Source organism: Sphingopyxis indica (genome assembly GCF_900188185.1).
In the GTDB taxonomy this organism is placed as follows: Bacteria; Pseudomonadota; Alphaproteobacteria; order Sphingomonadales; family Sphingomonadaceae; genus Sphingopyxis; species Sphingopyxis indica.
Genome location: NZ_FZPA01000010.1, coordinates 136,394 through 160,462, shown reverse-complemented (window position 1 = coordinate 160,462; position 24,069 = coordinate 136,394). Strand labels below are relative to the sequence as shown.

At 68.5% G+C, this 24,069-nt stretch carries 26 protein-coding genes; 18 read left to right on the top strand and 8 right to left on the bottom strand.

Annotation, left to right across the window (positions count from 1 at the left end; genetic code table 11):
- Positions 1-112 precede the first annotated feature (112 nt).
- A complete protein-coding gene (locus tag CHB69_RS14085) occupies positions 113-1,480 on the top strand; it encodes a sugar porter family MFS transporter (RefSeq protein ID WP_089216652.1) in 1,368 nt (455 codons plus the stop codon).
- On the opposite strand, the gene CHB69_RS14080 is transcribed toward CHB69_RS14085, so the two are convergent.
- Positions 1,477-2,718: an ROK family transcriptional regulator gene (locus CHB69_RS14080; RefSeq protein WP_089216651.1), complete on the bottom strand. Its 1,242-nt coding sequence runs from the start codon at positions 2,716-2,718 to the stop codon at positions 1,477-1,479. The genes CHB69_RS14085 and CHB69_RS14080 overlap by 4 nt on opposite strands.
- A gap of 176 nt (positions 2,719-2,894) precedes the next feature.
- Between CHB69_RS14080 and CHB69_RS14075 the strand changes: the two genes are divergently transcribed.
- Positions 2,895-3,542, top strand: coding sequence for a response regulator transcription factor (locus tag CHB69_RS14075; RefSeq protein WP_245836804.1), 648 nt, complete (start codon positions 2,895-2,897; stop codon positions 3,540-3,542).
- A 166-nt stretch (positions 3,543-3,708) separates the two neighbouring features.
- On the opposite strand, the gene CHB69_RS14070 is transcribed toward CHB69_RS14075, so the two are convergent.
- Both CHB69_RS14070 and CHB69_RS14065 read right to left on the bottom strand, forming a co-directional pair.
- Positions 3,709-4,761: an acyl carrier protein gene (locus CHB69_RS14070; RefSeq protein WP_089216650.1), complete on the bottom strand. Its 1,053-nt coding sequence runs from the start codon at positions 4,759-4,761 to the stop codon at positions 3,709-3,711.
- Positions 4,758-6,959: a thiamine pyrophosphate-dependent enzyme gene (locus CHB69_RS14065; RefSeq protein ID WP_089216649.1), complete on the bottom strand. Its 2,202-nt coding sequence runs from the start codon at positions 6,957-6,959 to the stop codon at positions 4,758-4,760. The genes CHB69_RS14070 and CHB69_RS14065 overlap by 4 nt, the downstream gene beginning before the upstream one ends.
- 155 nt (positions 6,960-7,114) lie before the next feature.
- On the opposite strand from CHB69_RS14065, the gene CHB69_RS14060 reads away from it, so the two are divergent.
- The 8 genes from CHB69_RS14060 (at position 7,115) to CHB69_RS14025 (ending at position 14,607) form a co-directional block, all read left to right on the top strand.
- Complete coding sequence (locus tag CHB69_RS14060) at positions 7,115-7,801, top strand: DUF4129 domain-containing protein (RefSeq protein WP_089216648.1); 687 nt, start codon at positions 7,115-7,117, stop codon at positions 7,799-7,801.
- Complete coding sequence (locus CHB69_RS14055) at positions 7,798-9,030, top strand: DUF4350 domain-containing protein (protein WP_089216647.1); 1,233 nt, start codon at positions 7,798-7,800, stop codon at positions 9,028-9,030. The genes CHB69_RS14060 and CHB69_RS14055 overlap by 4 nt, the downstream gene beginning before the upstream one ends.
- Positions 9,020-9,985: an AAA family ATPase gene (locus tag CHB69_RS14050; RefSeq protein WP_089216646.1), complete on the top strand. Its 966-nt coding sequence runs from the start codon at positions 9,020-9,022 to the stop codon at positions 9,983-9,985. The genes CHB69_RS14055 and CHB69_RS14050 overlap by 11 nt, the downstream gene beginning before the upstream one ends.
- A gap of 190 nt (positions 9,986-10,175) precedes the next feature.
- Positions 10,176-11,510 (top strand): DUF58 domain-containing protein, encoded by a 1,335-nt coding sequence (locus CHB69_RS14045; protein ID WP_089216645.1) that lies wholly within the window; start codon positions 10,176-10,178, stop codon positions 11,508-11,510.
- The gene (locus CHB69_RS14040; protein ID WP_089216644.1) at positions 11,510-12,538 is read left to right on the top strand and encodes a stage II sporulation protein M; all 1,029 of its coding nucleotides are present in this window, start codon (positions 11,510-11,512) and stop codon (positions 12,536-12,538) included. The genes CHB69_RS14045 and CHB69_RS14040 overlap by 1 nt, the downstream gene beginning before the upstream one ends.
- Complete coding sequence (locus tag CHB69_RS14035; RefSeq protein WP_089216643.1) at positions 12,535-13,404, top strand: RDD family protein; 870 nt, start codon at positions 12,535-12,537, stop codon at positions 13,402-13,404. The genes CHB69_RS14040 and CHB69_RS14035 overlap by 4 nt, the downstream gene beginning before the upstream one ends.
- The gene (locus tag CHB69_RS14030; RefSeq protein ID WP_089216642.1) at positions 13,391-14,092 is read left to right on the top strand and encodes a nitroreductase; all 702 of its coding nucleotides are present in this window, start codon (positions 13,391-13,393) and stop codon (positions 14,090-14,092) included. Before CHB69_RS14035 ends, CHB69_RS14030 begins: the two co-directional genes overlap by 14 nt.
- A complete protein-coding gene (locus tag CHB69_RS14025; RefSeq protein ID WP_089216641.1) occupies positions 14,089-14,607 on the top strand; it encodes a hypothetical protein in 519 nt (172 codons plus the stop codon). Before CHB69_RS14030 ends, CHB69_RS14025 begins: the two co-directional genes overlap by 4 nt.
- A 480-nt stretch (positions 14,608-15,087) precedes the next feature.
- On the opposite strand, the gene CHB69_RS14020 is transcribed toward CHB69_RS14025, so the two are convergent.
- Complete coding sequence (locus CHB69_RS14020; protein WP_141133991.1) at positions 15,088-15,534, bottom strand: hypothetical protein; 447 nt, start codon at positions 15,532-15,534, stop codon at positions 15,088-15,090.
- Between the two features lie 98 nt (positions 15,535-15,632).
- On the opposite strand from CHB69_RS14020, the gene gyrB reads away from it, so the two are divergent.
- The 5 genes from gyrB to CHB69_RS13995 all read left to right on the top strand — a co-directional run bounded on the left by gyrB (position 15,633) and on the right by CHB69_RS13995 (position 20,149).
- Positions 15,633-18,182: a DNA topoisomerase (ATP-hydrolyzing) subunit B gene (gyrB, locus tag CHB69_RS14015; protein ID WP_089216639.1), complete on the top strand. Its 2,550-nt coding sequence runs from the start codon at positions 15,633-15,635 to the stop codon at positions 18,180-18,182.
- A 134-nt stretch (positions 18,183-18,316) separates the two neighbouring features.
- Entirely contained in the window at positions 18,317-18,754 is a 438-nt protein-coding gene (locus CHB69_RS14010; RefSeq protein WP_089216638.1) for a septal ring lytic transglycosylase RlpA family protein, read from the top strand.
- A 128-nt stretch (positions 18,755-18,882) separates the two neighbouring features.
- Positions 18,883-19,356, top strand: a complete 474-nt coding sequence (locus CHB69_RS14005; RefSeq protein WP_089216637.1) for a VOC family protein — start codon at positions 18,883-18,885, stop codon at positions 19,354-19,356.
- Entirely contained in the window at positions 19,353-19,682 is a 330-nt protein-coding gene (locus CHB69_RS14000) for an ArsR/SmtB family transcription factor (protein WP_089216636.1), read from the top strand. The genes CHB69_RS14005 and CHB69_RS14000 overlap by 4 nt, the downstream gene beginning before the upstream one ends.
- Positions 19,679-20,149 carry an SRPBCC domain-containing protein gene (locus tag CHB69_RS13995; RefSeq protein ID WP_089216635.1) on the top strand — a complete coding sequence of 157 codons (471 nt, stop codon included), beginning with the start codon at positions 19,679-19,681 and terminating at the stop codon, positions 20,147-20,149. The genes CHB69_RS14000 and CHB69_RS13995 overlap by 4 nt, the downstream gene beginning before the upstream one ends.
- 28 nt (positions 20,150-20,177) lie before the next feature.
- Here CHB69_RS13995 and CHB69_RS13990 read toward each other — a convergent pair whose 3' ends face one another.
- The gene (locus CHB69_RS13990; RefSeq protein WP_089216634.1) at positions 20,178-21,035 is read right to left on the bottom strand and encodes a TauD/TfdA dioxygenase family protein; all 858 of its coding nucleotides are present in this window, start codon (positions 21,033-21,035) and stop codon (positions 20,178-20,180) included.
- Positions 21,036-21,224: 189 nt separating this feature from the next.
- Between CHB69_RS13990 and CHB69_RS13985 the strand changes: the two genes are divergently transcribed.
- Positions 21,225-21,428, top strand: coding sequence for a dodecin family protein (locus tag CHB69_RS13985; protein ID WP_089216633.1), 204 nt, complete (start codon positions 21,225-21,227; stop codon positions 21,426-21,428).
- Here CHB69_RS13985 and CHB69_RS13980 read toward each other — a convergent pair.
- Positions 21,425-22,309 (bottom strand): arylamine N-acetyltransferase family protein, encoded by an 885-nt coding sequence (locus CHB69_RS13980; RefSeq protein WP_245836803.1) that lies wholly within the window; start codon positions 22,307-22,309, stop codon positions 21,425-21,427. The genes CHB69_RS13985 and CHB69_RS13980 overlap by 4 nt on opposite strands.
- 147 nt (positions 22,310-22,456) lie before the next feature.
- Between CHB69_RS13980 and CHB69_RS13975 the strand changes: the two genes are divergently transcribed.
- Positions 22,457-22,987 carry a hypothetical protein gene (locus CHB69_RS13975; RefSeq protein WP_089216632.1) on the top strand — a complete coding sequence of 177 codons (531 nt, stop codon included), beginning with the start codon at positions 22,457-22,459 and terminating at the stop codon, positions 22,985-22,987.
- An 8-nt stretch (positions 22,988-22,995) separates the two neighbouring features.
- Positions 22,996-23,322, top strand: a complete 327-nt coding sequence (locus CHB69_RS13970; protein WP_089216631.1) for an antibiotic biosynthesis monooxygenase family protein — start codon at positions 22,996-22,998, stop codon at positions 23,320-23,322.
- 12 nt (positions 23,323-23,334) lie between these two features.
- On the opposite strand, the gene CHB69_RS13965 is transcribed toward CHB69_RS13970, so the two are convergent.
- Both CHB69_RS13965 and CHB69_RS13960 read right to left on the bottom strand, forming a co-directional pair.
- A complete protein-coding gene (locus CHB69_RS13965) occupies positions 23,335-23,763 on the bottom strand; it encodes an OsmC family protein (RefSeq protein ID WP_089216630.1) in 429 nt (142 codons plus the stop codon).
- A 53-nt stretch (positions 23,764-23,816) separates the two neighbouring features.
- Positions 23,817-24,023 (bottom strand): DUF2061 domain-containing protein, encoded by a 207-nt coding sequence (locus CHB69_RS13960; RefSeq protein WP_089216629.1) that lies wholly within the window; start codon positions 24,021-24,023, stop codon positions 23,817-23,819.
- Between the last annotated feature and the right edge of the window lie 46 nt (positions 24,024-24,069).

The following is a 24,069-nucleotide window of genomic DNA, read 5'->3' as shown; positions in this document are numbered from 1 at the left end:
ATAATGGAATTTAATTTATTTTCTCAGCCGAGCCCTTGTGCCATGATCGCCGGATGGCGAGCGCATGCCGGTCGCCCCAGAAGAGCCCCCTATGAGGGTCGAGGGAGAGACAATGACGGGTGAGCTGCACGGAAATCAAAACAAAGCCGGATCGCCGCAAGGCGGACGCATCACGCTCGCCGCCGCGATCGGCACCGCGGCGCTCGCGGGCCTGCTCTTCGGGTTCGACACTGCGGTCATCGCCGGGGTCACGCATGACCTGACGCGCCTCTTCGCGCTCACCCCCGAGACGCTCGGCCTCACCGTGTCGGCGGCGCTGTGGGGAACCCTCGCGGGCGCGCTGTTCGCGGGCAAGCCCGGCGACGCCTTCGGGAGCCGCGACAGCCTGCGCGTGCTCGCCGCCTTTTATTTCGTCGCGGGACTCGGCTGCGCGCTGGCGCCCAGCTGGACGCTGTTCCTGTTCTTTCGCTTTCTGTGCGGCCTCGCGATCGGCGGATCGTCGGTGCTCGCGCCCGTCTATATCGCCGAGATCGCGCCGCCGCGGCGCCGCGGCCTGCTCGTCGGACTCTTCCAGCTGATGATCGTCATCGGCATCCTCACCGCCTATCTCAGCAATGCGGTAATCGCGGGGCTTGTCGACGGCGGCGCCGGCTGGCGGTGGAAGCTCGGGATCACCGCCGCGCCCGCGCTGCTCTTCTTCATCCTTCTCTTCGCCATTCCCCACAGCCCTCGCTGGCTGGTCGTGAAGGGACGCGCCAGCGAAGCGCGCGAGGCGCTCGCGCGCATCGGCATGGCGCCCGACGCCGCGGCCGCCGAACTGGCACGCGTCGAGCAAGCGCTGATGCGCGATCCGCCGAACGAGAAACTGTCGTGGCGCCGCCATCGCCGCCCGATGACGCTCGCGATCCTCGTCGCGATGTTCAACCAGCTCGCGGGCATCAATGCGGTGCTCTATTATCTCAACGACATCTTCGCGCGCGCGGGATCGCTGTCGCCCGACCGGCAGGCGGTGCTGATCGGCCTCGCCAATTTGATTTTCACTCTCGTCGGCATGGCGCTGATCGACCGGATCGGGCGCAAGACGCTGCTGCTCGCGGGCGCGGCGGGGATGGCGTTGTGCCTGTCGATCGCCGCGGGCGTGCTGTTCGGCGCGCTCGGAAATGCGCTGATGCTGCCTGCGCTGGTCGGCTTCATCGCCTTTTTCGCGACGAGTCAGGGCGCAGTGATCTGGGTCTATATCTCCGAAGTCTTTCCGACGCCGGTGCGTGCGCGTGGCAGCGCGCTCGGCGCGAGCACCCACTGGCTGATGAACGCACTGATCGCGGGCGTCTTTCCGATTCTGGTCGCCTGGTCGCCCGGCGCGCCCTTCGCGATTTTCGCCGCGGCGATGGTGCTTCAGTTCGTCGTCGTCGCGGCGATCTTCCCCGAAACGCGCGGAGTCGATCTCGACGCGATGGCCGAACGGATGGAGGCGGCCTAACGCCCCGCCTGCATCAGGATCGATTCGGACGGCAGCACATTGTCGAGGAAGGGGATGATCGCGGCGCCGATCGCCGAGGCATCGTCGGCGGTCTCGGCGCGGCGCACCGGCGCGACGACGGGAAGCTGACGTTCGGCCATGCGCGCGTTGAGCCGTTCGACGAGCGCGTCAGCGAGCCTGCCCGGCAGCCGCCCGCCGATCAGGATTGCAGCGGGATTGATCAGGCAGTTGACCGCGATCAGCGGCTGGACGAGCGCGTCGGCCGCATCGTCGAGCCACCCGCCGATGATCGCATCCTTGCCGCCCGACCCGTCGACCAGCGCCTCGGGCCGGTCGACCGCGTGCCCCGCTTCCTCGAGCCGGGCATAGAGCGCCGAGAGCGACACCGTGTCCTGCACATTGGCGCCCGCGCCGCGCGCCGGGTCGGGCATCGCCCAGATTTCGCCCGAACGCGCATCGGCGCCGCGCACATAGCTGCGGTCGATGACGAGTCCGCCGCCGAGCCCGGCGCTGATCAAGAGATAGAAGAAGCTCGGCAGCGCGATGCCATTGCCGAGATGCACCTCGCCGAGCGCCGCCGACGCGGCGTCATTGTCGGCGTGGAGCGGCCAGGGCAGCACCTCGCCGAGCAATTCGCCGAGGTCGATACCGTTCCACGCGTCATAGGCCGCGGGCCGATGCGGCAGCGCGATCCGTCCGAGATCGTCGGGAAGCGCGACCCCGACGCCGAGGATGCGGCGGCGGTCGACGCCGCCTTCGTCGAGCAGTTCGGGCAGCACCTCGCGGACATAGCCGACGACCATTTCGGGAAGCGCGAAGGCGATCTCGCGCGTCTGCCGGCTGCGGATGCGGCCCGCGAGGTCGAGCGTGACCAGCGTGATATGATCGCGGTCGATGTTGAGCCCGATCGAAAAGGCACCGTCGGGGTCGATGACGATCCGCATCGCCGGCTGGCCGCGCCGGCCCTGAAGCCGCCCCGCGGGCTTGACGAGCCCCAGATCCTCGAGCCGCTTGGTGATATTGGCGATCGTCGGCGGGGTCAGTCCGGTCACGCGCGCGAGTTCGCTGCGCGTCGTTTCTTCGCTGAGGCGGATCGCCTGCAGCACGATCCGCTGATTATAGTCGCCCGCGCGCTCGAGGTTCGTTCCCGACAGGCTGAGCGTCAGGCGGGCGTCGCGCGCCTCGGAACCGCTCGTTGCAGGCGGCCGGCGATCCCGACCGGGAAGGTTGAGTCTCATCGTCGATCGGCCCCTGCAAGCGCTTTAATAATTCCTTTTTCATAAAGACGAGCGGGCGCCGCATGTCAATCGGGGGTGTCCGCCCCCGCTGCCGGCCCCGCCGATCGCTTCATTCCGGCGCCGAAGCCGAGGCGATCATGCTCGGCCTGCCGCGCGGATTGCGACACCATGGCGGCATGACCGAGACGGGGGGCCATATCCATCTGATCCTGCCCGACGCGACCGAGCGCGCCGCCTGCTTTCGCGCGATCGCCGCAGGGACGACGCGGGTGGTGCGGAGCTTTGCGAGCGCCGACGCGTGGCTCGAAGCCGAGCCCGACCCGGGCGACGCCATTCTGCTTTTTCGCTGGCGCCAGCCGGGGAAGGTTAGCGGCGGCGCGCTGCTCGATCGCATCGCATCCTGCCCCGGCCTCGTCGCCTTCGTCGCCGCCGAACGGCTGAGCATCGCCGAATCGCGCGCGGTCTTGCGCGGCGGCGCGCACGATTTGCTGCCTGCACCGCTCGACCCGCGGCTGGTGCGGCGCACGATCGACGCGGCATTGAGCGACTGGCATGCGCAGCGGCGGGCGGCCGCCGCGCACCGCGACGCCGAAACGCGGCTCGCGGCACTGACCCCGCGCGAACGCGACATCCTCGAATCGCTCGCCGCGGGGCTCGGCAACAAGGCGATCGCGCGGCGGCTCGACCTCAGCCCGCGCACCGTCGAGGTTCATCGCGCGAACATCATGCGCCGCGCAGGCGCCGCCAATGTCGCCGAACTGCTCCGCCTCGCCTTCATCGCCGAACAGGCGCAGGCGGGATTTTCGATCCGAAATGGCGCTTGATGCGCGCCGCATCCGGCCAGCCGCGGCGCGGCCATCCTATAAGTATATCGAACGGCCCACCGCCCCTGTGTTGGTCCCCAAGGGCGCTGCCGTTCGCCTCCGCGCGGCCTTCCCCACCTGGCCGCGCACCCACAGGGCCGGCCGGGAGCCCACCTCCCGGTCGGCCCTATTCGTCGGCCACCACGCGCGCACGCTGATCGGGGCGCCCCATCGCCAGCAGGATCGGATCCTCCGTCTGCCGCGCAGCGAAATCGGCCTTGCCCGTCAGCCCCTGCCAGCCGATGCCGATCAGCGATTGCGCGATCGCGCTGCCGAGCGTGTCGCCGGGGCCGGGCAGGATGATGACGTCGGGCGCATATTCCTTGACTGCGACCTGTACCGAGCCCGCGAAATCATAGGGCGCGAGGATCTGGTGGCCGAAGCTATAGTCCCATATCGCATCGGGGTCGGAGGAAAAGCGGCGCCAGACGTGGCCGCGACCATCGACCATCGGCAGCGCAGGCGCGCGGAAGAGCGAGGACGGGAGTTCGGCCTTCGCCTTCTGTGAACTGCCGATCATCAATGGCGTGTGGAACGGGCCGTGCCCCGCAAGCCGCAGCGGATCGCGCCCCGGCGTCGGCGGCACCCCGGCCAGCAGCGCGCCAAGCCCCTCCTCATTGCCCGCGAAGACGAGCATCCCGCCGAGGTCGATCGACAGCGCAAGGTCGTGGCCGGGCCGCGCCGCGATTTCGTCGGCGAGGCCGAGCAGCGCATCGCGCAGTCCCGGCACCGGCCGCCAGTCCTCGTCGACGATCTGGAGCAATATCTGCCCGCCGGGCCCGTGCGCCTGGCTGTTCAGGCCCATCGCATTGGCGATGCGAAAGCCGTCCTCGACCGACACCGCGCCGCCGAGCGCGAGCGCGCTGTACCAGCCCATCGAATTGCCCGCGACCGCAACGACGTCGAACCGATCGCGGTCGATGCTGAGGAAATCGAGCATAGTCGCGGTATAGATCAGCGGCGCCGCGACGTCGCCGCGCATGTGCGTCGCGACGCTGAAGCGTTCGGCGCCGTCGAGTTCGGTCACCGTCGGCTGGCCGCGCGCGCGGCGCTGCGCGTCGAAATCGGCGATCAGCCCGGCGAAGCGGCGCCCGTGCAGCCGCGCGATGCTGCCGAGTTCGCCCTTGCCATAGGTGCCGCGCCCCGGCGCGACGACGAGCGCGGTCTTGCGGCCGCTCATGCCAGCAGCGCCTTCGCCGCGGCGACGATCGAATCGCGGCTCGGCAGGGTCAAAGTCGCCGCCTTGCCGAGCGGAATGAAGCTGTCGTCGGCAGCGATGCGTGCGAGCTTGCGATCGGGCAGGCGCTCGGTGAACAGCGCCATCAGCGCCTCGCTCTGCGAGCCGGTGATGCGGCATTCGTCGACGATCAGGATACGCCGCGCGTCGCCGACCGCGGCGACGAGCTTCCCCTCATCGACCGGCCCGAGCCAGCGCAGGTCGATCACCCGCGCCTCGACCCCGTCGCCCGCGAGCAATTTTTCGGCCTGGCGCGACAGATAAGTGCCGTTGCCATAGGTGACGATCGCAAGATCGCTGCCGTCGCCATGCACCCCGACATCGCCGAGCCGGATCGGCGCCCCCTCGCCCGGCGCCTCGTAAACGCTCGTCCAGAGGCCATCGCCCTCTTCGTGCAGGTCGCGGGTCATATAGAGGGCGATCGGTTCGACGAAGACCACGACGCGCTGCTCCTCGCGCGCCAGACGCACGCATTCGCGCAGCATTTGCACCGCATCGCGCCCGTTCGACGGCACGGCAAGAATGACGCCCGGAATGTCGCGGAAGACGGCGAGGCTGTTGTCATTGTGGAAATGGCCGCCGAAACCCTTTTGATAGCCCAGCCCGGCGATACGGATCACCATCGGGTTGCTGTACTGGCCGTTCGAAAAGAAGCTCAAGGTCGCGGCCTCGCCGCGGATCTGATCCTCGGCATTGTGGACATAGGCGAGGAACTGGATTTCGGGCATCGGGACGAAGCCGTTGTGCGCCATGCCGATCGCGAGGCCGAGGATCGCCTGTTCGTCGAGCAGCGTGTTGACGACGCGCGCCGAGCCGAAGCGCTGGTGGAGCTTTGCCGTGACATTATAGACGCCGCCCTTGGGCCCGACATCCTCGCCCGCGACGACGATCTCCTTGTGCGCGAGCATCAGGTCGGCGAGCGCCCACGACAGGAGCCGCGCCATGTGCATCGGCTTGTCCATCTGGCCCCAGTCGCTGCCGAACATCGCCTTGCGATCCTCGTCCGACGGGGTGTTCGCGCGCGGCAGATCGCGCTTCGGCGGGATCAGGCTCGCCATCACCGCGGCGCTCGTCGTCAGCTTGGGGCGCTGGATCGCCGCTTCGGCCTGCCGCGCCAGCGCCCCGCCGATCTCCTCATAGGCCTCGGCGACCTCGGACGCGGTCATCCAGCCCTGCTGCGTCATCAGCGCGGCGCCGGCGAGCAGCGGATCGCGCGCCTCGTCGGCTTCGATCAGCGCTTTCGGCAGATAGGCGCCCTGCACGTCCGACCCCGCGTGGCCGTAAAGCCGCACCGCCCTCATGTGCAGGAACACGGGTTTTCGCGTGCCGCGCGCATAGTCCGCCGCCGCCTTCGCGCCCGCATAGGCCGACACGATGTCGGTGCCGTCGCACTGGATATAGTGGAGCCCCGCGCGGTTGCGGAACTGCGCCTCGATCCACCCCGTCGGGGTACGCGTAGAAATGCCGATGCCATTGTCTTCGCACAGGAAGATCAGCGGCATCGGCGTCCCCTGATAGGCGGTCCAGCCCGCGGTGTTGAACGCGCCCTGCGCCGTCGAATGGTTCGCCGACGCATCGCCGAAGCTCGCGAGGACGACGGCATCGGCGGGAAGCGGAAGATCGGTCATGCCGAGCCGCCGCGCGATGCCGATCGAAAAGGCGGCGCCGACCGCTTTCGGCAGGTGCGAGGCGATCGTCGAGGTCTGCGGCGGGATCGCAAGCGGTTTCGAGCCGATCACCTTGTGCCGCCCGCCCGAAATCGGGTCCTCGGCCGATGCCGCAAAGCTCAGCAGCATGTCCCAGTTCGGCGTCCCGCCCGGACGCTGGCGCGCCCGGTGGAGCTGGAAGGCGTTCGAGCGATAATGGAGGAAGGCCATATCGGTGACGCGCAGCGCCGCCGCGACCGCGGCATTGCCTTCGTGCCCCGACGAACCGATCGTGTAGAAGCCCTCGCCCCGCGCCTGCAGCGTGCGCGACAACCGGTCCATCTGGCGGCTGGTCAGTTGCGATAGGAAGATGTCGATGGCCTCGGCACGCGAGAGCCCCGTCGCGGCGGGATCGGGCGCATCGGCAGCGCGCGCCAGCCGCCCCTCGCCCAGCGCCGCCAGAAACTTCTCATGCACCGCCTGCGCCGCGTCCACGCCTGTCCTCCTGCCGGCCACAAGGTTGCCGCTGCAACCATATCGCGCGGGGCTAGAGCGCGTCCGTTGCCGGCGCAAGCATCTCTTGCCTTGGCGCGCCGCCTCGCGCTACCTGTTGGCGCGATGACCATGCGGGGCGAGGCCGGAATTTCAACATGATGTCGCCGCTCGTCCTCGCGGCGGCTGCGGCCGCGCCCGTCGGCGAGGGCTGGCTGATCGACCCCGAACTCGTCGATCCCGGCTATAGTCAGACGATCGCGGGCGGCACCATCCAGACCAGCCTTCCGGCGCCGCCTCCGGCGCCCGAAACCCCCGAATGGCTGCGCTCGCTGTTCGCCGCGCTGCGCGATTTCCTCGAATGGGCGCAGCCCGCCTACAAGCCGCTGCTGTGGCTCGCCATAGCGGCGCTGGCGCTCGTGCTGCTCTATCATTTCGTCCCCGCCTTCACGCGCTGGGTCGACAGCTTGCCCTTGCTGCGCCGCAAGGGCGCCGAGGCCGAGGAGGAAGGCGTCGTCGAAGCGGGCGCCGCGCGCGCGCTGCTCGCCGAGGCCGATGCGCTCGCCGCGGCGGGGCGCTTCGCCGAAGCCGTCCACCTGCTGCTCTATCGCAGCATCGAGGATATCGACACGCGCCGCCCGGGGCTGGTGCGCCCCGCGATGACCTCGCGCGAGCTTGCCGAGGCGCGCGACCTGCCCGCGACCGCGCGCGGCGCCTTCAGCCGCATCGCGCGCGCGGTCGAGATCAGCCTGTTCGGCGGCCGCGCGATCGACGCGGAGGCCTGGACGGGCTGCCGCAGCGCCTATGCCGAGCTGACGGTGCCCAAGAGCTGGGCGCGCGCATGAGCGGCGCGGCGGCGAATGAACGGGCGTTCGACCCGCGGCTGATCGGCGGCGTGATCGCCATCGGCATCATCGCTTTCATCGCGCTGTGGGCGCTGATCGCGCTCGGCCCCGATCTCAGGAGCGGCAACGACGGCAAGGGCCATGCCCTTTCGCGCGGCGCGCCGGGTTTTGGGGGTATCGTCGATCTGCTCGAGCGCGCGGGCGCCGAAGTCGAACTGCGCCGCCGACCCGAACGCTATGGCGGCGGAGATCAGCCGCTGCTGATCCTGACCCCGACGCACCGGACACAGCCCGGCGAGGTCGCCGAATTGCTGAACGCCCAGGGCGGCGCGCCGACGCTGGTAATCCTGCCCAAATGGTATGCGCTGCCGATCCCCAATGAAGCCGAAAAACCCGGCTGGTCCGGCCCTGCGATGGCGGTGCCGCCGCCGCTCCGCCTGCTCCCCGAAGCGCGCTTCGGCGCCGTCGAACTCGGGCCGCGCGGAGCGGGCGGACAACGGGTGCGCGGCGAGGTCGCGGGACGCGCGATCGAACTGATCCTGCCGAAACAGGTGCAGACGATAAAAGGCGACGCGCTCGACACGCTGATCGCCGCACCTGGCGGCGGCGCTCTGCTTGCGCGCGCAAAGAACGCCGACCTCTACATCCTCGCCGATCCCGACCTTGTCGACAATTTCGCTTTCGCCTCGCGCGACAAGGCGCGCGGCGCCGCGTTGCTGCTCGATGCGATCGGCGAGGATGCGAATGCGAGCGGCTTCGCCTTTGACCTGACGCTCGCCGGCTTCGGCGGCGGGCGCTCGCTGCTCCGCTTTGCCTTCGTCCCGCCCTTCATCGGCATCACGCTGTGCGTCATTGCCGCCGGCCTGCTCGCGCTGTGGCAGGCGTGGATGCGCTTCGGCCCGGCGCTGCGGCCCGCGCGCGCGATCCCGGTCTCCAAGGCCGCGCTGATCGCGAACAGCGCCGAGCTGATCGCGCAGGCGGGGCGCGATCTCGACGGCGCGCGCGCCTATGTGGCGAACCAGCGCGGCGCGATCGCGCGGCGGCTGCACGCGCCCGCAGGCCTCGACGAGGCCGAAACCGACGGCTGGATCGACCGCCACCTTCCCGCCGGACGCGAGCCCTTTTCGGCGCTCGCGCGGCGGCTGCCGCTCGCGCGAAGCCCCCACGAATTTCTGGAGGACGCGCAGGCGCTCCACGACATCAGAAAGGATTTATTGCGTGACAGCTGACAGGATCGGAAGCGTGGCTGCGCTCGGCGCCGCGATCGAGCGCGAGGTGGCGAAGGCGGTGTTCGGACAGGCGGGCCTCACGCGCATGGTGACGATCGCGCTGCTCGCGGGCGGCCATGTGCTGCTCGAAGGCCCGCCGGGAACCGCGAAGACGCTGCTCGCCCAGGCCTTCGCACGCGCGGTCGGGCTCGACTTCGGGCGCATCCAGTTCACTCCCGACCTGATGCCCGGCGACATATTGGGGTCGAACCTGTTCAACTTCCAGACGTCGAGCTTCACCCTGACCAAGGGGCCGATCTTCACCGAACTGCTGCTCGCCGACGAGATCAACCGCACCCCGCCCAAGACGCAGGCGGCGCTGCTCGAGGCGATGCAGGAGCGCCGCGTCACGATCAATGGCGAGCCGCATACAATGAGCCCGCGCTTCACCGTGCTCGCGACGCAGAATCCGATCGAGCAGCAGGGCGTCTATCCGCTTCCCGAAGCGCAGCTCGACCGCTTCCTGTTCAAGCTCGTCGTCGACTATCCCGACGCCGCCGAGGAACGGCGCATCGTCGCCGACCATGGCGGGCGCTTCAAAAGCCCCGCGGTCGCCGACTTCGGGGTTGAGCGGATCGCCGACGCCGCCGCGATCGCCGCCGCGATCGACACGATCGCCGAGGTCCGGCTCGCCGACGAGATCGTGGACTATATCGTCCGCCTCGTCCGCGCGACGCGCGAGAGCGCCGACCTCGAATGCGGCGCAAGCCCGCGCGCCGCGACCCTGCTCGCGCGCGCCGCCTGCGCCGCCGCGGCACTCGACGGGCGCGACTATGCGATCCCCGACGATGTCCAGCGCCTCGCCGCCGGGGTGCTGCGCCACCGCGTCATCCTGTCGGCCGCGGCCGAGATCGAGGGGCGCAGCGTCGAACAGGTCGTCGCGGCGCTGCTCGAGCGCGAGGAAGTGCCGCGGTGATCGAGCCAGCTATTTTCAATTCCGCATCCCCGAGCCCTTCGACTGCCCTGGCGGGCGCTCAGGATAAACTTCGGCCATTGGCCGAAGACGAGGGGCTCGTTCGAGCGGAGCGAGAACCGCAGCGTCGCAGCCTCGACTTCGCTCGGCAATGCCCCTCGTCTTCGCTCGGGGATGCGGAGAAGGGTTTGCCATGATCTACCCCACCCGCCGTGCGATCTTTCTGTTGCTCGCGGGCGCGCCCGCGGCGCTTGCGCTCGGGCTCGTGCGGCCCGAGCTGTGGCTGGTCGCGCCGGCGTGGATCGGCGTGATCGCCGCGTGCCTGATCCTCGACATCCTCTTCGGCGCGAGCCCGCGACGGCTCGCGCTCGATGCGCGCTTTCCGTATCAGGTCGGCGTCGGCGATCCCTTCGAACTGACGCTTGCCGCGCGCAGCAGCGGGACGGTGCCCGGAGGCGGCGCCGAACTGGCGCTTCAGGTCGACGAGCGGCTCGCCGAAGGCGGGCGGATCGCCGGGCGGATGCGCGCCGCCGACGCGGGCGACGCGCACCCGCACACGCTCGTGCAGACGCTGCCGCTCGCCGCGGCCCGGCGGGGCGAAGCGCGACTTGAGGCGCTGTGGGTCCGCTGGCGCGGCCCGCTCGGGCTCGTGTGGAAGCAGCGCCGCTTCGGCGTCGGGGGGGCAATCAGCGTCGTCCCCAGCCTTCGCGCCGCGACCGAGGAAGGAAGGCGATTGTTCCAGCGCAACAGCCTGTTCGGCCTGAGGCAACAGCGGCTGCGCGGCGAGGGCAGCGAATATGAGGCGCTCGCCGAATATCACCCCGGGATGGACCGGCGGGCGATCGACTGGACTGCCTCGGCGCGCCATGTGAAGCTGCTCGCCAAGGAATATCGCGTCGAGCGCGACAATCGCGTCGTGCTGGCGATCGACGCCGGGCGGACGATGGCCGAGCCGGCGGGCGGGATGCCGCGCGTCGACCGCGCGGTGTCGGCGGCGCTGCTGCTCGCCTTTGTCGGGTTGAAACTGCACGACCGGATCAGCCTCTTCTCCTTCGCCGCGCAGCCGCACGCGCTGACCCCCGCCTATATGCACACGCAGGATTTCCCCGCGTTGCAGCGCGCCGCGGCGCGGATCGACTATGCGCATGTCGAAAGCAATTTCACCCTCGCGCTCGCGGCGCTCGGCGCGCGGCTCGACCGGCGGTCGCTGATCATCCTGTTCACCGAATTCACCGATGCGACGAGCGCCGATTTGATGATCCGCGCCGCGGGGCGGCTCGTTAAAAAGCATCGACTGCTGTTCGTGGTCATCGAGGATGAGGAGCTTGAAAGCGAGGAGCGCCGCCGCCCCCACGCCCCCGCCGACGTCACCCGCGCCAATGTCGCCGCGGCGATGCTGCGCGAACGGCGCCTCGTGATCGCGCGGCTGCAGCGGCTCGGGGTCGATGTGATCGAGGTTCCGGCCGACGCGATGGGGGCGAGCGCGGTCGAGGCCTATCTGGGCATCAAGCGCGCGGGGAACCTGTGATGGACGCCGCGGTGCCGACGAACGAAACCCCCGCCTTTTCCACCGCGCGCTTTCGCGACGAGCGCGAAGCCGACTGGATCGCCTTCGACGCGCTGCTCACCCGGCTCGAAAGGCGCGGCGCGAAGGCGTTGTCGAGCGACGAGCTGTTGCAACTGCCCCTGCTCTATCGCGCCACCCTCTCCTCGCTGTCGATCGCGCGCGCGACGAGCCTCGACAAGGCGCTGCTCGACCATCTCGAGGCGCTGTCGATCCGCGGCTATTTCCTGATCTATGGGGTGCGCGAATCGCGGCTCGGCCGGCTGAAGCGCTTCTTCCTCCACGACTGGCCCGCCGCGGTCCGCGCATTGTGGAAAGAGACGCTGATCGTCGCGCTGATCCTGATCCTGGGCGTCGCGACGAGCTGGCTGCTCGTCGCGCACGATCCCGAATGGTATTTCCATTTCATCCCCGAAGAGCTTTCGGGCGGACGCGACCCGCGCGCCTCGGTCGAGTTTCTGCGCAGCACGATCGGTCATGGCAAGGCGCCGGACGGCGAGGACGGGATGCTCCACGTCTTTGCGACCTATCTTTTCACCCACAACAGCCGCGTGTCGATCATGGCCTTTGCGCTCGGCTTCGCCTTCGGCGTGCCGACGATGATCCTCGAATTTTATCAGGGGCTCAGCCTCGGCGCGATGCTCGCGGTCTTTTCGGGCAAGGGACTGGGGGTCGAATTCGGCGGCTGGCTGTTCATCCACGGCACCACCGAGCTGTTCGCCGCGACGCTCGCGGGTGCGGCGGGACTGAAGATCGGCACCGCGGTCGTCTTTCCGGGCGCGCGCGGGCGGCTCGACGCCGCGGCGGCGGCCGGGCGCACCGCGGGCAAGGTGATGGTCGGAGTGATCGTCATGCTGCTCGCCGCGGGACTGCTCGAGGGCTTCGGGCGCCAGCTCGTCACCGACACGCTCGTGCGCTACGGCATCGGCACGCTGATGCTGCTCTTCTGGCTCGGCTATTATTACCTGCCGCGGCGGAGCGCCCTGCCATGACTCCCGCGCGCACCGACGCCCGCTTGCGCGCCGCGCAGGCAAGGAAGATCCGCGAGTTCATCACGCCCGAGGGGATCGACCTCGAGCTGAGGATCGCGAGCGCGTCGCTGCGGCTCGGCGCGCTGGTGATCGACCTTGCACTGATCGTCGTCGCGCTGATCCTGTTCACCATTTTGATGCTCTGGGCGGGTTTCGCTTCGCGCTCGACGATCATGCTCAGCATCTGGATGCTCGGCGGCTTCGTACTCAGGAATTTCTGGTTCATCGGCTTCGAGCTCGGCCAGCGCGCCGCGACGCCGGGCAAGAGGCTGATGGGCATCCGCGTCGTCGCGCGCGACGGCGGGCGGCTGACCGCCGATGCGGTCGTCGCGCGCAACCTGATCCGCGAGCTCGAGCTGTTCCTGCCGCTGACGATGCTGTCGGTGAGCGCGGCCGAGGATATGGCGGGCGCGTGGACCGCGCTGTTCGGCTTCGGCTGGGCGCTGACGCTCAGTCTCTTTCCGCTGTTCAACCGCGACCGGATGCGGATGGGCGACCTGATCGCGGGCACCTGGGTCGTGATGGCGCAGCGCCGCAAGCTCGACCGCGACATGGCGAGCGGCGAGGCCGCGCACCAGGTCGCGTTCAGCGACGCCGAACTCGCGGTCTATGGCATCTTCGAACTGCAGGAACTCGAACGCGTGCTGCGCACCGCCGACGCGAAGCAGATGCGCGAGGTCGCCGACACGATCCGCGGCAAGATCGGCCGGCCGGTCGCCGAAGAGGATGACGTCTTCCTCACCTCTTATTATCGCCAGCTCAAGACCCGCCTCGAACGGCAATTGCTGTTCGGCAAGCGCCGAGAGGATAAATATGCCAGCGACTGACACCCTTGCCCGTTCGGTAACCTATGCGCTCCATGCGCGCCGGTCGGTGCGCGCCTTTACCGGCCGCGCGGTCGATCCCGCACTGCTGAAAGAGGTGTTCGCCGCGGCGCAGCGCGCGCCGTCGGGCGGCAACCTCCAGCCGTGGCAGGCGGTGGTGCTCACGGGCGCGCCGTGGCAGGCGGTCAAGGATGCGGTCGCGGCGCGGATCGCGATGGGGCGCGCGGGCTATCAACCCGAATATGACATCTATCCCAAGGCGCTCACCGATCCGTGGGAGGCGCGCCGCTTCGGCGTCGGCGAAGCGCTCTACGCCTCGCTCGGTATCGCGCGCGAGGACAAGCGCGGGCGACTCGCGCAGTTCATGCACAATTATACGGGCTTCGGCGCGCCGGTGATGCTGTTCCTCCATTGCTCGCGGATCATGGGGCCGCCGCAATGGGCCGACATGGGGATGTGGCTGCAATCGGTGATGCTGCTGCTCGTCGAAAAGGGGCTCGCAAGCTGCCCGCAGGAATGCTGGGCGATGTATGGCGAGACGGTGCGTGCCGCGCTCGCGATCGGCGACGACCAGATCCTGTTTACCGGCCTCGCGATCGGCTATGCCGACGAAGAAGCGGCGGTGAACCGCTGGCCGGTGCCGCGCGCCGGGGTTGACGAAGCGATCGACTGGCGGGGATTTGGCGAATGAGCAAAAGACACAGCCTGCTGCGCGGCGCCGCCGCGGTCCTGCCGATGCTGGCGATCGCGGGCTGCGCCGCGATCCCGAAGCCCGAAGCGCCGGCACCCGCCCCCGCGCCCGTCGCCGCGCCGCCCCCCTCGCCTGCGCCGCCGCCGGCACTGCCGTGGGACGAACGCCAGTTGGACAAGGGCGCGTGGAGCTATGACGCGGGCAGCCGCACTGCGCGCTTCGTCCAGACGGGCAATGCGAGCCCGCTCGTCACCATGGCGTGCAGCGGCGGCGCCATCCGCCTCGCGGCCGGGCTCGGCGGAACGGGCGCGCCGCTCGACGTATCGCTGCGCACGAGTTCGGGTGCCGACCGGCTGCGCTTCGAAGGCGGCGCAGCGACACTCCCCGCGCGTGACGCACGGCTCGACCGCATCGCCTTCAGCCGCGGCCGCTTCGCGCTCGAGGCCAGCAACGGCAGCACGCTGACGCTGCCGGTGCAGTCGGAGATCGGGCGCGTGATCGAGGATTGCCGATAGGCTTGCAACGACGGCTTTGGGGTGGGCCAGTTGCCATCGCCGTCTTTGGTAATCGCGGGCCGGGTCCGCCTCGTCGTTTCAAAGTTCAGCAAAGGTCAGCCTTGTGCAGCCGCCGATGGGCCGCGTTCGGCGACCATGCCGAGCCGGCTCCCGCCCGCATCCGCAAACCGGGCTGCGACCGCTTTTATTCACCTATCGAAAGAGCCGAGACGAAGGCTGGCACAACCGAATGATGTAGGACAGCGGTTTTTTCGCGGCGGGTGTCCGACTTGGGGTGGGGGCAAGACGATCCTCCCCGCTTGCGGGGAGGTGGCAGCGCGAAGCGCTGACGGAGGGGGGTGGCGTCCTTCGGCGGCGCGTCAGGCCGACAGCCCCCTCCACCACCGCCTTCGGCGGCGGTCCCCCTCCCCGCACGCGGGGAGGATTTCGATGACCGCAACCGGTCGTTAGCCGCCGTCCATCTCTCCAGAGGCGATCGGCTCAAGCCCCCAGCCGCACCGTTCCGCCGCGGATCCAGCCCCAGCGGCACGGGCCCTGATATTCGCGGGCGTTCGGCACCGAGCGGCCGACGCCGCACATGTCCTTGTCGGTGCCGGGCGCCGCAAAGACGATGCCGAACCAGCGATCATTGTCCGCCGCTTCGCACAGCGACACCGGCGTGCCCCCCGCGAGCCGCGCCTTGACGACGCGCGTTTCGCCGGGCGCCCAATAGACGTCGGTGCCGCCGTCCTTGACGCGGCTGATGCTCGAACAGGCAGGAAGCGTCGGGCCTTCGGTGCCGACCATCACCGCGCGCGTCGCGATCGGCTCGCCGCCCGCGAGCTTCGCATTGTCGGGCGGCGGTGCGGGCTGCGAACAGCCGGCGAGCGCGAGCGCGCAGAAGGCAAGAACGGCAGGACCGGGGCGAAGGGCGGAAAGCATCGTCATGCGTTCGAAACTAGCCGCCGCGGCGCGCGCGCGCAACGCCCCGTCGCACGGTGCGGAGAGGCGCATTTTCGCTTGGGTTTTGCCCCCTTCGACCCTATATGATCGGCATGACGGACACCCCTGAAACCCCGGCGCCCGAATCCGGCGCAAAGCAGCCCAATATGAGCGCCTATGGCGCCGATTCGATCAAGGTCCTCAAGGGCCTCGACGCGGTGCGCAAGCGCCCCGGCATGTATATCGGCGACACCGACGACGGGTCGGGGCTGCATCATATGGTGTTCGAGGTTTCGGACAATGCGATCGACGAGGCGCTTGCGGGGCATTGCGACCTGGTGCTGATCACATTGAACAGCGACGGGTCGGTCAGCGTCGAGGACAATGGCCGCGGTATCCCGACCGATATCCACGCCGAAGAGGGCGTGTCGGCGGCCGAGGTCATCATGACCCAGCTCCACGCGGGCGGGAAGTTCGAGAATACCAGCGACGACAATGCCTACAAGGTGTCGGGCGGCCTCCACGGCGTCGGCGTCAGCGTCGTCAACGCGCTGTCCGAATGGCTCGAGCTGACGATCTGGCGCGACGGCAAGGAACATTGGATGCGCTTCGAGCATGGCGACGCGGTCGCCCCGCTCGAGATTCGCGGCCCCGCGCCCGCAGGCAAGAAGGGCACGCGCGTCACCTTCTCCGCCTCGACCGACACGTTCAAGAATGTCACCGAGTTCGATTTCGACAAGCTCGAGCATCGCTATCGCGAGCTTGCCTTCCTGAACTCAGGGGTGCGCATCAAGCTGGTCGATGCGCGCCACGCCGAGCACGTCACCCACGACCTGTTCTACGAGGGCGGCATCGCGGCCTTCGTCAAATGGCTCGACCGCAACAAAAATGCCCTGCTGCCCGAGCCGATCGCGATCAGCAGCGAGCGCGACGGCATCGGCATCGACGTCGCGCTCGAGTGGAACGACAGCTATTATGAAAATGTCCTCTGCTTCACGAACAACATCCCGCAGCGCGACGGCGGCACCCACCTCGCGGCCTTCCGCGCCGCGTTGACCCGCACGATCAACAGCTATGGCGAAAAGTCGGGCGCCCTCAAGAAGGAGAAGGTCAGCCTGACCGGCGACGACATGCGCGAAGGGCTGACCGCGATTGTCTCGGTCAAGCTGCCCGATCCCAAATTCTCGTCGCAGACCAAGGACAAGCTCGTCAGCAGCGAGGTCCGCCAGCCGCTCGAAAGCCTGATGGCCGACCGGATGACCGAATGGCTCGAGGAAAATCCCGCCTATGCGAAGGCCGTGATCCAGAAGATCGTCGACGCCGCCGCGGCGCGCGAGGCGGCGCGCAAGGCGCGCGAGCTCACGCGGCGCAAGGGCGCGATGGACATCGCCTCGCTCCCCGGCAAGCTCGCCGACTGCCAGGAACGCGACCCGTCGAAGTGCGAACTCTTTCTGGTCGAGGGCGATTCGGCAGGCGGATCGGCGAAGCAGGGCCGCGACCGGCATGTGCAGGCGATCCTGCCGCTCAAGGGCAAGATTTTGAACGTCGAGCGCGCGCGCTTTGACCGCATCATTTCTTCGAAGGAAGTCGGCACGCTGATCCAGGCGCTCGGCACCGGCATTCGCGACGAATTCAACATCGAAAAGCTGCGCTATCACAAGATCGTGATCATGACCGACGCCGACGTCGACGGCGCGCATATCCGCACGCTCCTGCTGACCTTCTTCTATCGCCAGATGCCCGAGATCATCGAGAACGGCCATCTCTACATCGCCCAGCCGCCGCTCTACAAGGTCGCGAAGGGGCGCAGCGAAGTCTATCTGAAGGACGACACCGCGCTCGAAAATTATCTCGTCGATGCGGGCATCGACGCGCTGCTGCTCGAAAGCGCGGGCGGCGCGCGGTCGGGCAACGATCTGCGCACGCTGATCGAGCACGGCCGGCGGCTGCGCGCGCTGATGCGCTATGTCCCGCGCACCCTCGACCACGGGCTGGTCGAAGCGCTCGCGCTCGCGGGGGCGCTCGATCCGGCACTCGATACCGCGGGGCGGCACAGCGCCGCCGAAACCGCCGCGCAATGGCTCAATGCCGCCGAACGCGCGCTCACCGGCGGCGCCGAAGCGCTGTGGACCGTCGAGGCGGTCGAGGGCGGCGGCTACACGCTCGAACGCCGCTGGCGCGGGGTCAGCGACCATCATGTCGTCGACGCCGCCTTCCTCGCGAGCCAGGAGGCGCGCCGCCTCCACACGCTCGCGAGCGAGCAGGCCGAAACCTATGCGAGCCCGGCGCGGCTGGTGAAGGGCACCGCCGCCGCCACGACCGGAGCCGATGCAGAGGAAGAGGATGGCGAAGCCATCGCATCGAGCAGCGCGAAGGCGAGCCCGGTGACGCGGCCGTCCGAACTGCTCGACGCGATCTTCGCCTTCAGCCGCAAGGGCCTGTCGATCAGCCGCTACAAGGGGCTGGGCGAGATGAATGCCGAGCAATTGTGGGAGACCACGCTGGACCCCGCCAACCGCTCGCTGCTGCGCGTCGAGGCCGAACAGGCCGACGTCGCGCACGAGATTTTCGAGCGGCTGATGGGCGACGAGGTCGAGCCGCGGCGCGATTTCATCCAGACCAATGCGCTAAGCGTCGCAAATCTGGACGTTTAATTTGCGTTGAGCGCCGATTTGCGCCGCTCGGGATTCCACCGCTAGGCGCAGATTCGGTGCGGCCGGACGCGCTTTGCTTGCAGCGGACCGCCGACGCTGCTTTGAGCGCCCCACCTGAAAAGGGGGAGGTCGCCATGCATCGCTTGACCGCCATGATGTTGCCGTTGCTGCTCGCCATTCCGGCCGTTGCGCAGGATGAGATCGCCGATGGCGCCACCGATCTCGGCAGCGGAACCGCGAGCTATTACGGCGACGAACTCGCCGGCAACCGCACCGCCAGCGGCGAGCGGTTCGACCCCGACGACCTCACCGCCGCGCACCGCACGCTTGCCTTCGGCAGCCGCGTGCGCGTCACCAACCTCGCCAACGGCCAGAGCGTCGTCGTCCGCATCAACGATCGCGGCCCGTTCAGCCGCGGCCGCGTGATCGACGTCAGCCACGCCGCGGCACGCGAGATCGGCATGGACCGCGCGGGGCTCGCGCGGGTCAGCATGACCCTGCTCGATAACGAGACCGAACTCGCCGCCGCCGACAACGCCGCCGGAGCGGCGGCGGTCGGCGCCGCCGACTGACGCCAGGCCTTCCTTCTCCGCCAATCCCCATCGCAACGCCCGCTTCGTTGCCGGCGCGCCTATATACTTTCATTTTTCCGCAAATATTATAGAATAGGATCATCATTCCGAGTCGGAGGAGAAGCATCATGGCCGAATCCCACCGCCCGAAAGGGCTCGCTAGCGCGGTCAGCTATCGGGACAGCAAGGCGGCGTATCGCTGGCTCGAGGAGGCGTTCGGCTTCGAGCCGCTGTTCGTGCTGCTCGACGAGGACGGCAATCTTGCGCACAGCGAGATGGGCTATGGCCAGTCGGTGGTGATGGTCGGCAACGAATGGTCGGACGATCACCGGAGCCCGGCGTCGATCGGCGGCAAGAACACGCAGAGCGTCCACGTCCAGCTCGGCGCGGGCGAAGATATCGACGCGCATTGCGACCGCGCGCGCGGCGCGGGCGCCGCGATCATCGCCGAGCCCGAAACGCAATTCTATGGCGACCGCACCTATCGCGCCAAGGACCCCGAAGGGCATATCTGGACCTTCGGCGTCACGGTCGAGGCGAAGACCGCCGCCGAATGGGACGCCGAGGGTGGCTTCACCACCAAGACGCGGCTCGACGATTGAGCACGGGCCTGGACCGCACGCTCGCCGCGCTCGCCGACCCCGCGCGGCGGCGCGCGGTCGAGCTGCTCGGCGAGCGGCCGCGCAGCGCGGGCGAGCTCGCGCGCGACCTCGGCCTCGCGCCGCCCGCGATGAGCCGCCATTTGCGCGCGCTGAAGGCCGGCGGGCTCGTCGAGGACGGGCACCCCGATTTCGACGCCCGCGTGCGCATCTATCGGCTCAAACACGGCGCGACCGACGAGCTCAAGGCGTGGCTCGCCGCGACCGAAGAACGCTGGACGCACCAGCTTGCCGCCTTCAAACGTCACGTCGAGGCGGCGAGCGAATGAGCGGCGCCGCTGTCATCGTCGCGCTGCGCGTCGGCGCGACGCCCGCCGCCGCCTTTGCCGCCTTTACCGAGGGCATCGGCCGCTGGTGGACGAGCCACCCGCTCTTTCCGCTCTCGCCCAAGGGTGACGGCACGCTGCGCTTCGATCCCGCGGGGCCGGACGGGCGCCTCGTCACGCGCTTCGACGATGGCGAGGAGTGGGAGATCGGCAGGGTAGCGGACTGGCGCCCCGGCGAACGCCTCGCCTTCGGCTGGCGCCTGCCGAGCTTCGCCGAGGATCAGGCGACCGAGGTCGAGGTGCGCTTCGAGGCGATCGGCGACGAAACGCGCGTCACGGTCGAACATCGCGGCTGGGACACCATCCCGCAGCGCCATGCCGCGCGCCACGGCTTCGAACTGATGCTGTTCCAGCGCCGTCTCGGCGAGCATTGGCAAGCGCTGCTCCGCAGGCTGAGCGGCGAATGCTGATCGCCCGATGCATCGGAGTGGTTTCGAGTCAGCGCTCGTCCTTGTAGAAAGGCCGGTCGCCCGCGATCGTCACGCGCTCCATGCGGCGCACCGCGGGGAAATAGTCCGACGCGGCATAATGCTGCACCGCGCGATTGTCCCAGAAGGCGATCGAATTGGCTTCCCAGCGAAAGCGGCACTGGAACTCGGGCACCGCGGCCTGCGCATAGAGATGCTGGAGCAGCCAGTCGCTCTCCTTCTCCGACAGCCCTTCGATATGGCTGGTGAAGGCGGTGTTGACATAAAGCGCCTGCTCGCCGGTTTCGGGGTGGGTGCGCACCACGGGGTGCGATTGCGGCGGATATTGGTCGTGCAGCTCTTCGGGCCGCTTGCCGAGCCGCCTCGCAAAGACGCGGGCGATGTCGTGCGACGCGGTCAGGCCGCGGCAGAATTGCTGCATCGCCGGCGACAGGCTGCGGAACGCGGCGCCCATGTCGGCGAACAAGGTGTCGCCGCCGACCGGGGGCACCTCGACCGCGCGCAGGATCGAGCCGAGCGACGGCTCTGTGCGCCAGGTGACGTCGGAATGCCATGCATTTTCCTGCCCCTTCGAATCGGGGCCGTGCGCGATGTGGAGCACTTCGGGGTCGGGCTGGTCCTTCGGCGTCGCGGGGTGGATCTCGAGGCGGCCGAAGCGGCGCGCAAAGGCGATATGCTGCGCGGGCGTGATGTCCTGATCGCGAAAGAAGATCACCTTGTGCCGGAGCAGCGCGGCGCGGATTTCGGCGATCGCCCGATCATCCTGTTCTTCGCGCAGGTCGATGCCTGCAATCTCGGCGCCGATGTGCGGCGTCAGCGGCGCCACTTGCAATCGTGTGAAACTGGCCTGCCCGGCGGCAATGTTCATGGCACCCTCTCCTTCGTCTCTTTTGCGAAGACATTAGGACCCTAAGGGTGCCGCGAGTCAAGCCGCCGCCGCCGCGGGGCGCGCCGGTGAACCTTTCGGCCGCTGGCCCGTTATGTCCGAAAGGACGCACCGCCCCGCCGGGCGGCGGCGGCGTCCTTCCTTGCCGGCCCGGCCCAAGGGAGGCTTTTCATGTCCGTTGCCAAGGTCACCGAAATCATCGCCGCTTCGACCGTGGGAATCGAAGACGCCGTGCGGCAGGGCGTCCAGCGCGCGTCGAAAACCATCGACGGGATCGAAGCGGTCTGGGTCAAGGATATCAAGGCGCGCGTCGCCAAGGGCGACATCGTCGAATGGCGCTGCACGCTCAAGATCACCTTCGTCGTCAAGGATTAGGCGTCGATCTCCGCCGCTGCCGCGCGCTCGATCGCGGTGCGCCAGTGTGGCCGGATAGCCAGATGGAAATGCTCGGCGAGCGCGCGCTCGATCGCGTCGGCGGTCAGATAATGCCGCTCGCTCGTCCCGTCGGCGCGGCGGATCGTCAGCCGGTTGTCGCGCAGCGCATAGCGCGCCTCCGCGGTCGTGCGCGCGGCGATCAGCTGGTGGCGGAAATGCGAGGCCGGATGCGTCGCGGTGTACCAGTTGGCGACCTCATAATCTATCGCCGGCGGCACCGCGTCGTCGATGACATAGACCGGCATCCATTCGCCGTCGATCCGGGTCCGCACCGACCATTGGCCGCCGTGCCGTGCGATGCGATAGGCTTCGTGCACGGTCGGCTGCGCGGCCTCGACGTCCATCGCGAGCGGCGCCGGCGGCACCGCCGACCCGAAGCCGACGTCGACAAGCCACGGCCGGCCGCCCAGCCGCACGCGGATCACCATATGGCTGCGCGGCGTCGGCGGCGCCCCGGCGGGCTGCATCCAGCGCACGCGGCCGAGCAGCCCTTCGGCATCGAAGCCGATGGCGCGCAGCACGCGCAGGAACAGCCCATTCTGTTCGAAGCAATAGCCGCCGCGCCGCTGGTCGATCAGCTTCGCCGCGACCGCATCGGCGCCGATGTCGACATTGCCCTCGACGAGCGCGTCGATCGCCTCGAACGGGATCGCCGCGATATGCGCGGCCTGCAATGCGCGCAGCACGCCGGGCGTCGGTTCGGCGGGGCCGGCATAGCCGATCCGATCGAAATAGCGCCGCAACAGATTATCGCCGGACGTGGCAAGCCGTGTATTCAGCCTGTCGGAAACGGAGGAAAAAGGGCGGTACAGCATCGACATGTCTCCGGGTCGCGAATCGTCGGCCCTTTGATGCAAGCTCAACCGCGGTTTAGATCAAGCGGAAAATCCGGCGGGGACCGGTCCATCCCCGAAACGGCTTCAAATGCGGCGGCCGTTCGTGGCATATGCCGCACGAAGGGAGTTGCCATGACCAACAATTTCGCCCCTCACACGCTGCTGCTCGGCGCCATGCTGTCGCTCGGCGCCTGCGGCCAGAGCGCAGACAAGAGCGCCGCCGACGGCGCCGCCGCGACGTCGCCCGCTCCGTCGGCCGACGCGACGGCTCCCGCGAAAGGCGCCGAAGACACCGGCCTTTCCGCCTATGTCGGCAAATATCCGTTCGACGAGGTGAACGGCGTCGCATGGAGCGACCATCCGGCGGTCAAGGCGGGGCTCGCCGCGACCGTCACCGACCCCAAGATCCGCGAGACGATCGCAACGCGCGCCGGCCCCTCGGCACCGATCGAAATATATGAAGGAAAGGTCATGGCATGGGCGTGCGAGGCGCATAATTGCGGCCCGCACCAATGGGCGGTGCTGGTCGACCCCGCGAGCGGCGCCACCGACGCCTGCTATTATGACGAAGCGGTCGACAGCGGCCGCGCGCACTGGTTCCTCGCCGCCGGCAAGGAGGAATGGCGCGACGGCAATTGCCAGCTCGGGCAGGAAGAAAGCTGAGCGAAACCATGTTCGTCGCGGCCTATTGGTGGAAGGTGAAACCGGGCAAGGAAGAGCAATTTCGCGCGGCGTGGCGCCGCGGGACCGAATTGATCCGCGAAAAATACGGCTCGCTCGGCTCGCGCCTGCATCGCGAGGATATGCCCGGCGGCGGCACGCGTTTCGTCGGCATCGCCGAATGGCCCGACCGCGCGACATGGCAGGCCGCCTTCGACGCCAAAATGGCCTATGACGAGCCGGCGACGCGCGCCGCCTTCGTCGATGCCATCGCCGAAGCCGCCGACGAACCGCTGCTGCTGCTCGAAGTCACCGACGATCTGCTCGACCGCGGGTGAAGGGATCAATACCTAGCTTTCGAGCGTGTATTCGAGGGTGATCTCGCAGTTCAGCAGCTTCGAAATCGGGCAGTTCGCCTTGGCATTGGCGGCGATGCCGGCAAATTCGCCGCCGTCGATAGCCGGCACTTTCGCGGTCAGGGTCAGCGCCGACCGGGTCACCGAAAAGCCGTCGCCATCCTTGTCGAGCGTCACCTCCGCCCTGGTATCGAGCTGACCGTCGCTATGCCCCGCCGCCGCGAGCGCGAAAGACAGCGCCATGGTGAAGCAGGCGGCGTGCGCCGCCGCGATCAGTTCTTCGGGATTGGTGCCGGGGCCATCCTCGAAACGCGAAGCAAAACCATAGGGCTCGCCGTCGAGCGCGCCGCGCTTCGTCCAGATATGCCCTTTGCCGTCCTTGCCGAGCCCTTCGTAACGGGCGGTTGCGCTGTTCACGGTCATTCGCTTTCTCCTTCGATTCTGCATAACGGCACCGCCGCGAGCGGAGTTCCGTATCAGGCGAACGCCGGTCGAGTATGCTGCACACCGGCACGCTTCCACGCCCTTTCATGAAAGAAGAAGGCGACGGCATTGATACAGGGCTCGACCAGCGCGATTCCGCCGGCAACATGCGCCGATCCGGTCATCGCATAGGCGACGCTGAACCCGATCGTCAGGTGCAACGACAGATAGGTGAAGGTCTTGGTCAAATCGCGCGGCATCAGCCCGTCTCCATCCAGAACAGGCGAAGAAATTAGGAATGACTCG

Excerpts from the sequence above, each read along its gene's own strand:
- CHB69_RS14055 (WP_089216647.1), top strand. The coding sequence starts at position 7,798 with ATGAGCGGCGCGGCGGCGAATGAACGGGCGTTCGACCCGCGGCTGATC.
- CHB69_RS13995 (WP_089216635.1), top strand. The coding sequence starts at position 19,679 with ATGAGCGGCGCCGCTGTCATCGTCGCGCTGCGCGTCGGCGCGACGCCC.
- CHB69_RS13980 (WP_245836803.1), bottom strand. The coding sequence starts at position 22,309 with ATGTCGATGCTGTACCGCCCTTTTTCCTCCGTTTCCGACAGGCTGAAT.
- CHB69_RS14025 (WP_089216641.1), top strand. The coding sequence starts at position 14,089 with ATGAGCAAAAGACACAGCCTGCTGCGCGGCGCCGCCGCGGTCCTGCCG.
- CHB69_RS14060 (WP_089216648.1), top strand. The coding sequence starts at position 7,115 with ATGATGTCGCCGCTCGTCCTCGCGGCGGCTGCGGCCGCGCCCGTCGGC.
- CHB69_RS14010 (WP_089216638.1), top strand. The coding sequence starts at position 18,317 with ATGCATCGCTTGACCGCCATGATGTTGCCGTTGCTGCTCGCCATTCCG.
- CHB69_RS13990 (WP_089216634.1), bottom strand. The coding sequence starts at position 21,035 with ATGAACATTGCCGCCGGGCAGGCCAGTTTCACACGATTGCAAGTGGCG.
- CHB69_RS13975 (WP_089216632.1), top strand. The coding sequence starts at position 22,457 with ATGACCAACAATTTCGCCCCTCACACGCTGCTGCTCGGCGCCATGCTG.
- CHB69_RS13960 (WP_089216629.1), bottom strand. The coding sequence starts at position 24,023 with ATGCCGCGCGATTTGACCAAGACCTTCACCTATCTGTCGTTGCACCTG.
- CHB69_RS14070 (WP_089216650.1), bottom strand. The coding sequence starts at position 4,761 with ATGAGCGGCCGCAAGACCGCGCTCGTCGTCGCGCCGGGGCGCGGCACC.
- CHB69_RS13970 (WP_089216631.1), top strand. The coding sequence starts at position 22,996 with ATGTTCGTCGCGGCCTATTGGTGGAAGGTGAAACCGGGCAAGGAAGAG.
- CHB69_RS14080 (WP_089216651.1), bottom strand. The coding sequence starts at position 2,718 with ATGAGACTCAACCTTCCCGGTCGGGATCGCCGGCCGCCTGCAACGAGC.
- CHB69_RS14075 (WP_245836804.1), top strand. The coding sequence starts at position 2,895 with ATGACCGAGACGGGGGGCCATATCCATCTGATCCTGCCCGACGCGACC.
- CHB69_RS14035 (WP_089216643.1), top strand. The coding sequence starts at position 12,535 with ATGACTCCCGCGCGCACCGACGCCCGCTTGCGCGCCGCGCAGGCAAGG.
- CHB69_RS14040 (WP_089216644.1), top strand. The coding sequence starts at position 11,510 with ATGGACGCCGCGGTGCCGACGAACGAAACCCCCGCCTTTTCCACCGCG.
- gyrB (WP_089216639.1), top strand. The coding sequence starts at position 15,633 with ATGATCGGCATGACGGACACCCCTGAAACCCCGGCGCCCGAATCCGGC.
- CHB69_RS14020 (WP_141133991.1), bottom strand. The coding sequence starts at position 15,534 with ATGACGATGCTTTCCGCCCTTCGCCCCGGTCCTGCCGTTCTTGCCTTC.
- CHB69_RS14085 (WP_089216652.1), top strand. The coding sequence starts at position 113 with ATGACGGGTGAGCTGCACGGAAATCAAAACAAAGCCGGATCGCCGCAA.
- CHB69_RS14005 (WP_089216637.1), top strand. The coding sequence starts at position 18,883 with ATGGCCGAATCCCACCGCCCGAAAGGGCTCGCTAGCGCGGTCAGCTAT.
- CHB69_RS13965 (WP_089216630.1), bottom strand. The coding sequence starts at position 23,763 with ATGACCGTGAACAGCGCAACCGCCCGTTACGAAGGGCTCGGCAAGGAC.
- CHB69_RS13985 (WP_089216633.1), top strand. The coding sequence starts at position 21,225 with ATGTCCGTTGCCAAGGTCACCGAAATCATCGCCGCTTCGACCGTGGGA.
- CHB69_RS14030 (WP_089216642.1), top strand. The coding sequence starts at position 13,391 with ATGCCAGCGACTGACACCCTTGCCCGTTCGGTAACCTATGCGCTCCAT.
- CHB69_RS14045 (WP_089216645.1), top strand. The coding sequence starts at position 10,176 with ATGATCTACCCCACCCGCCGTGCGATCTTTCTGTTGCTCGCGGGCGCG.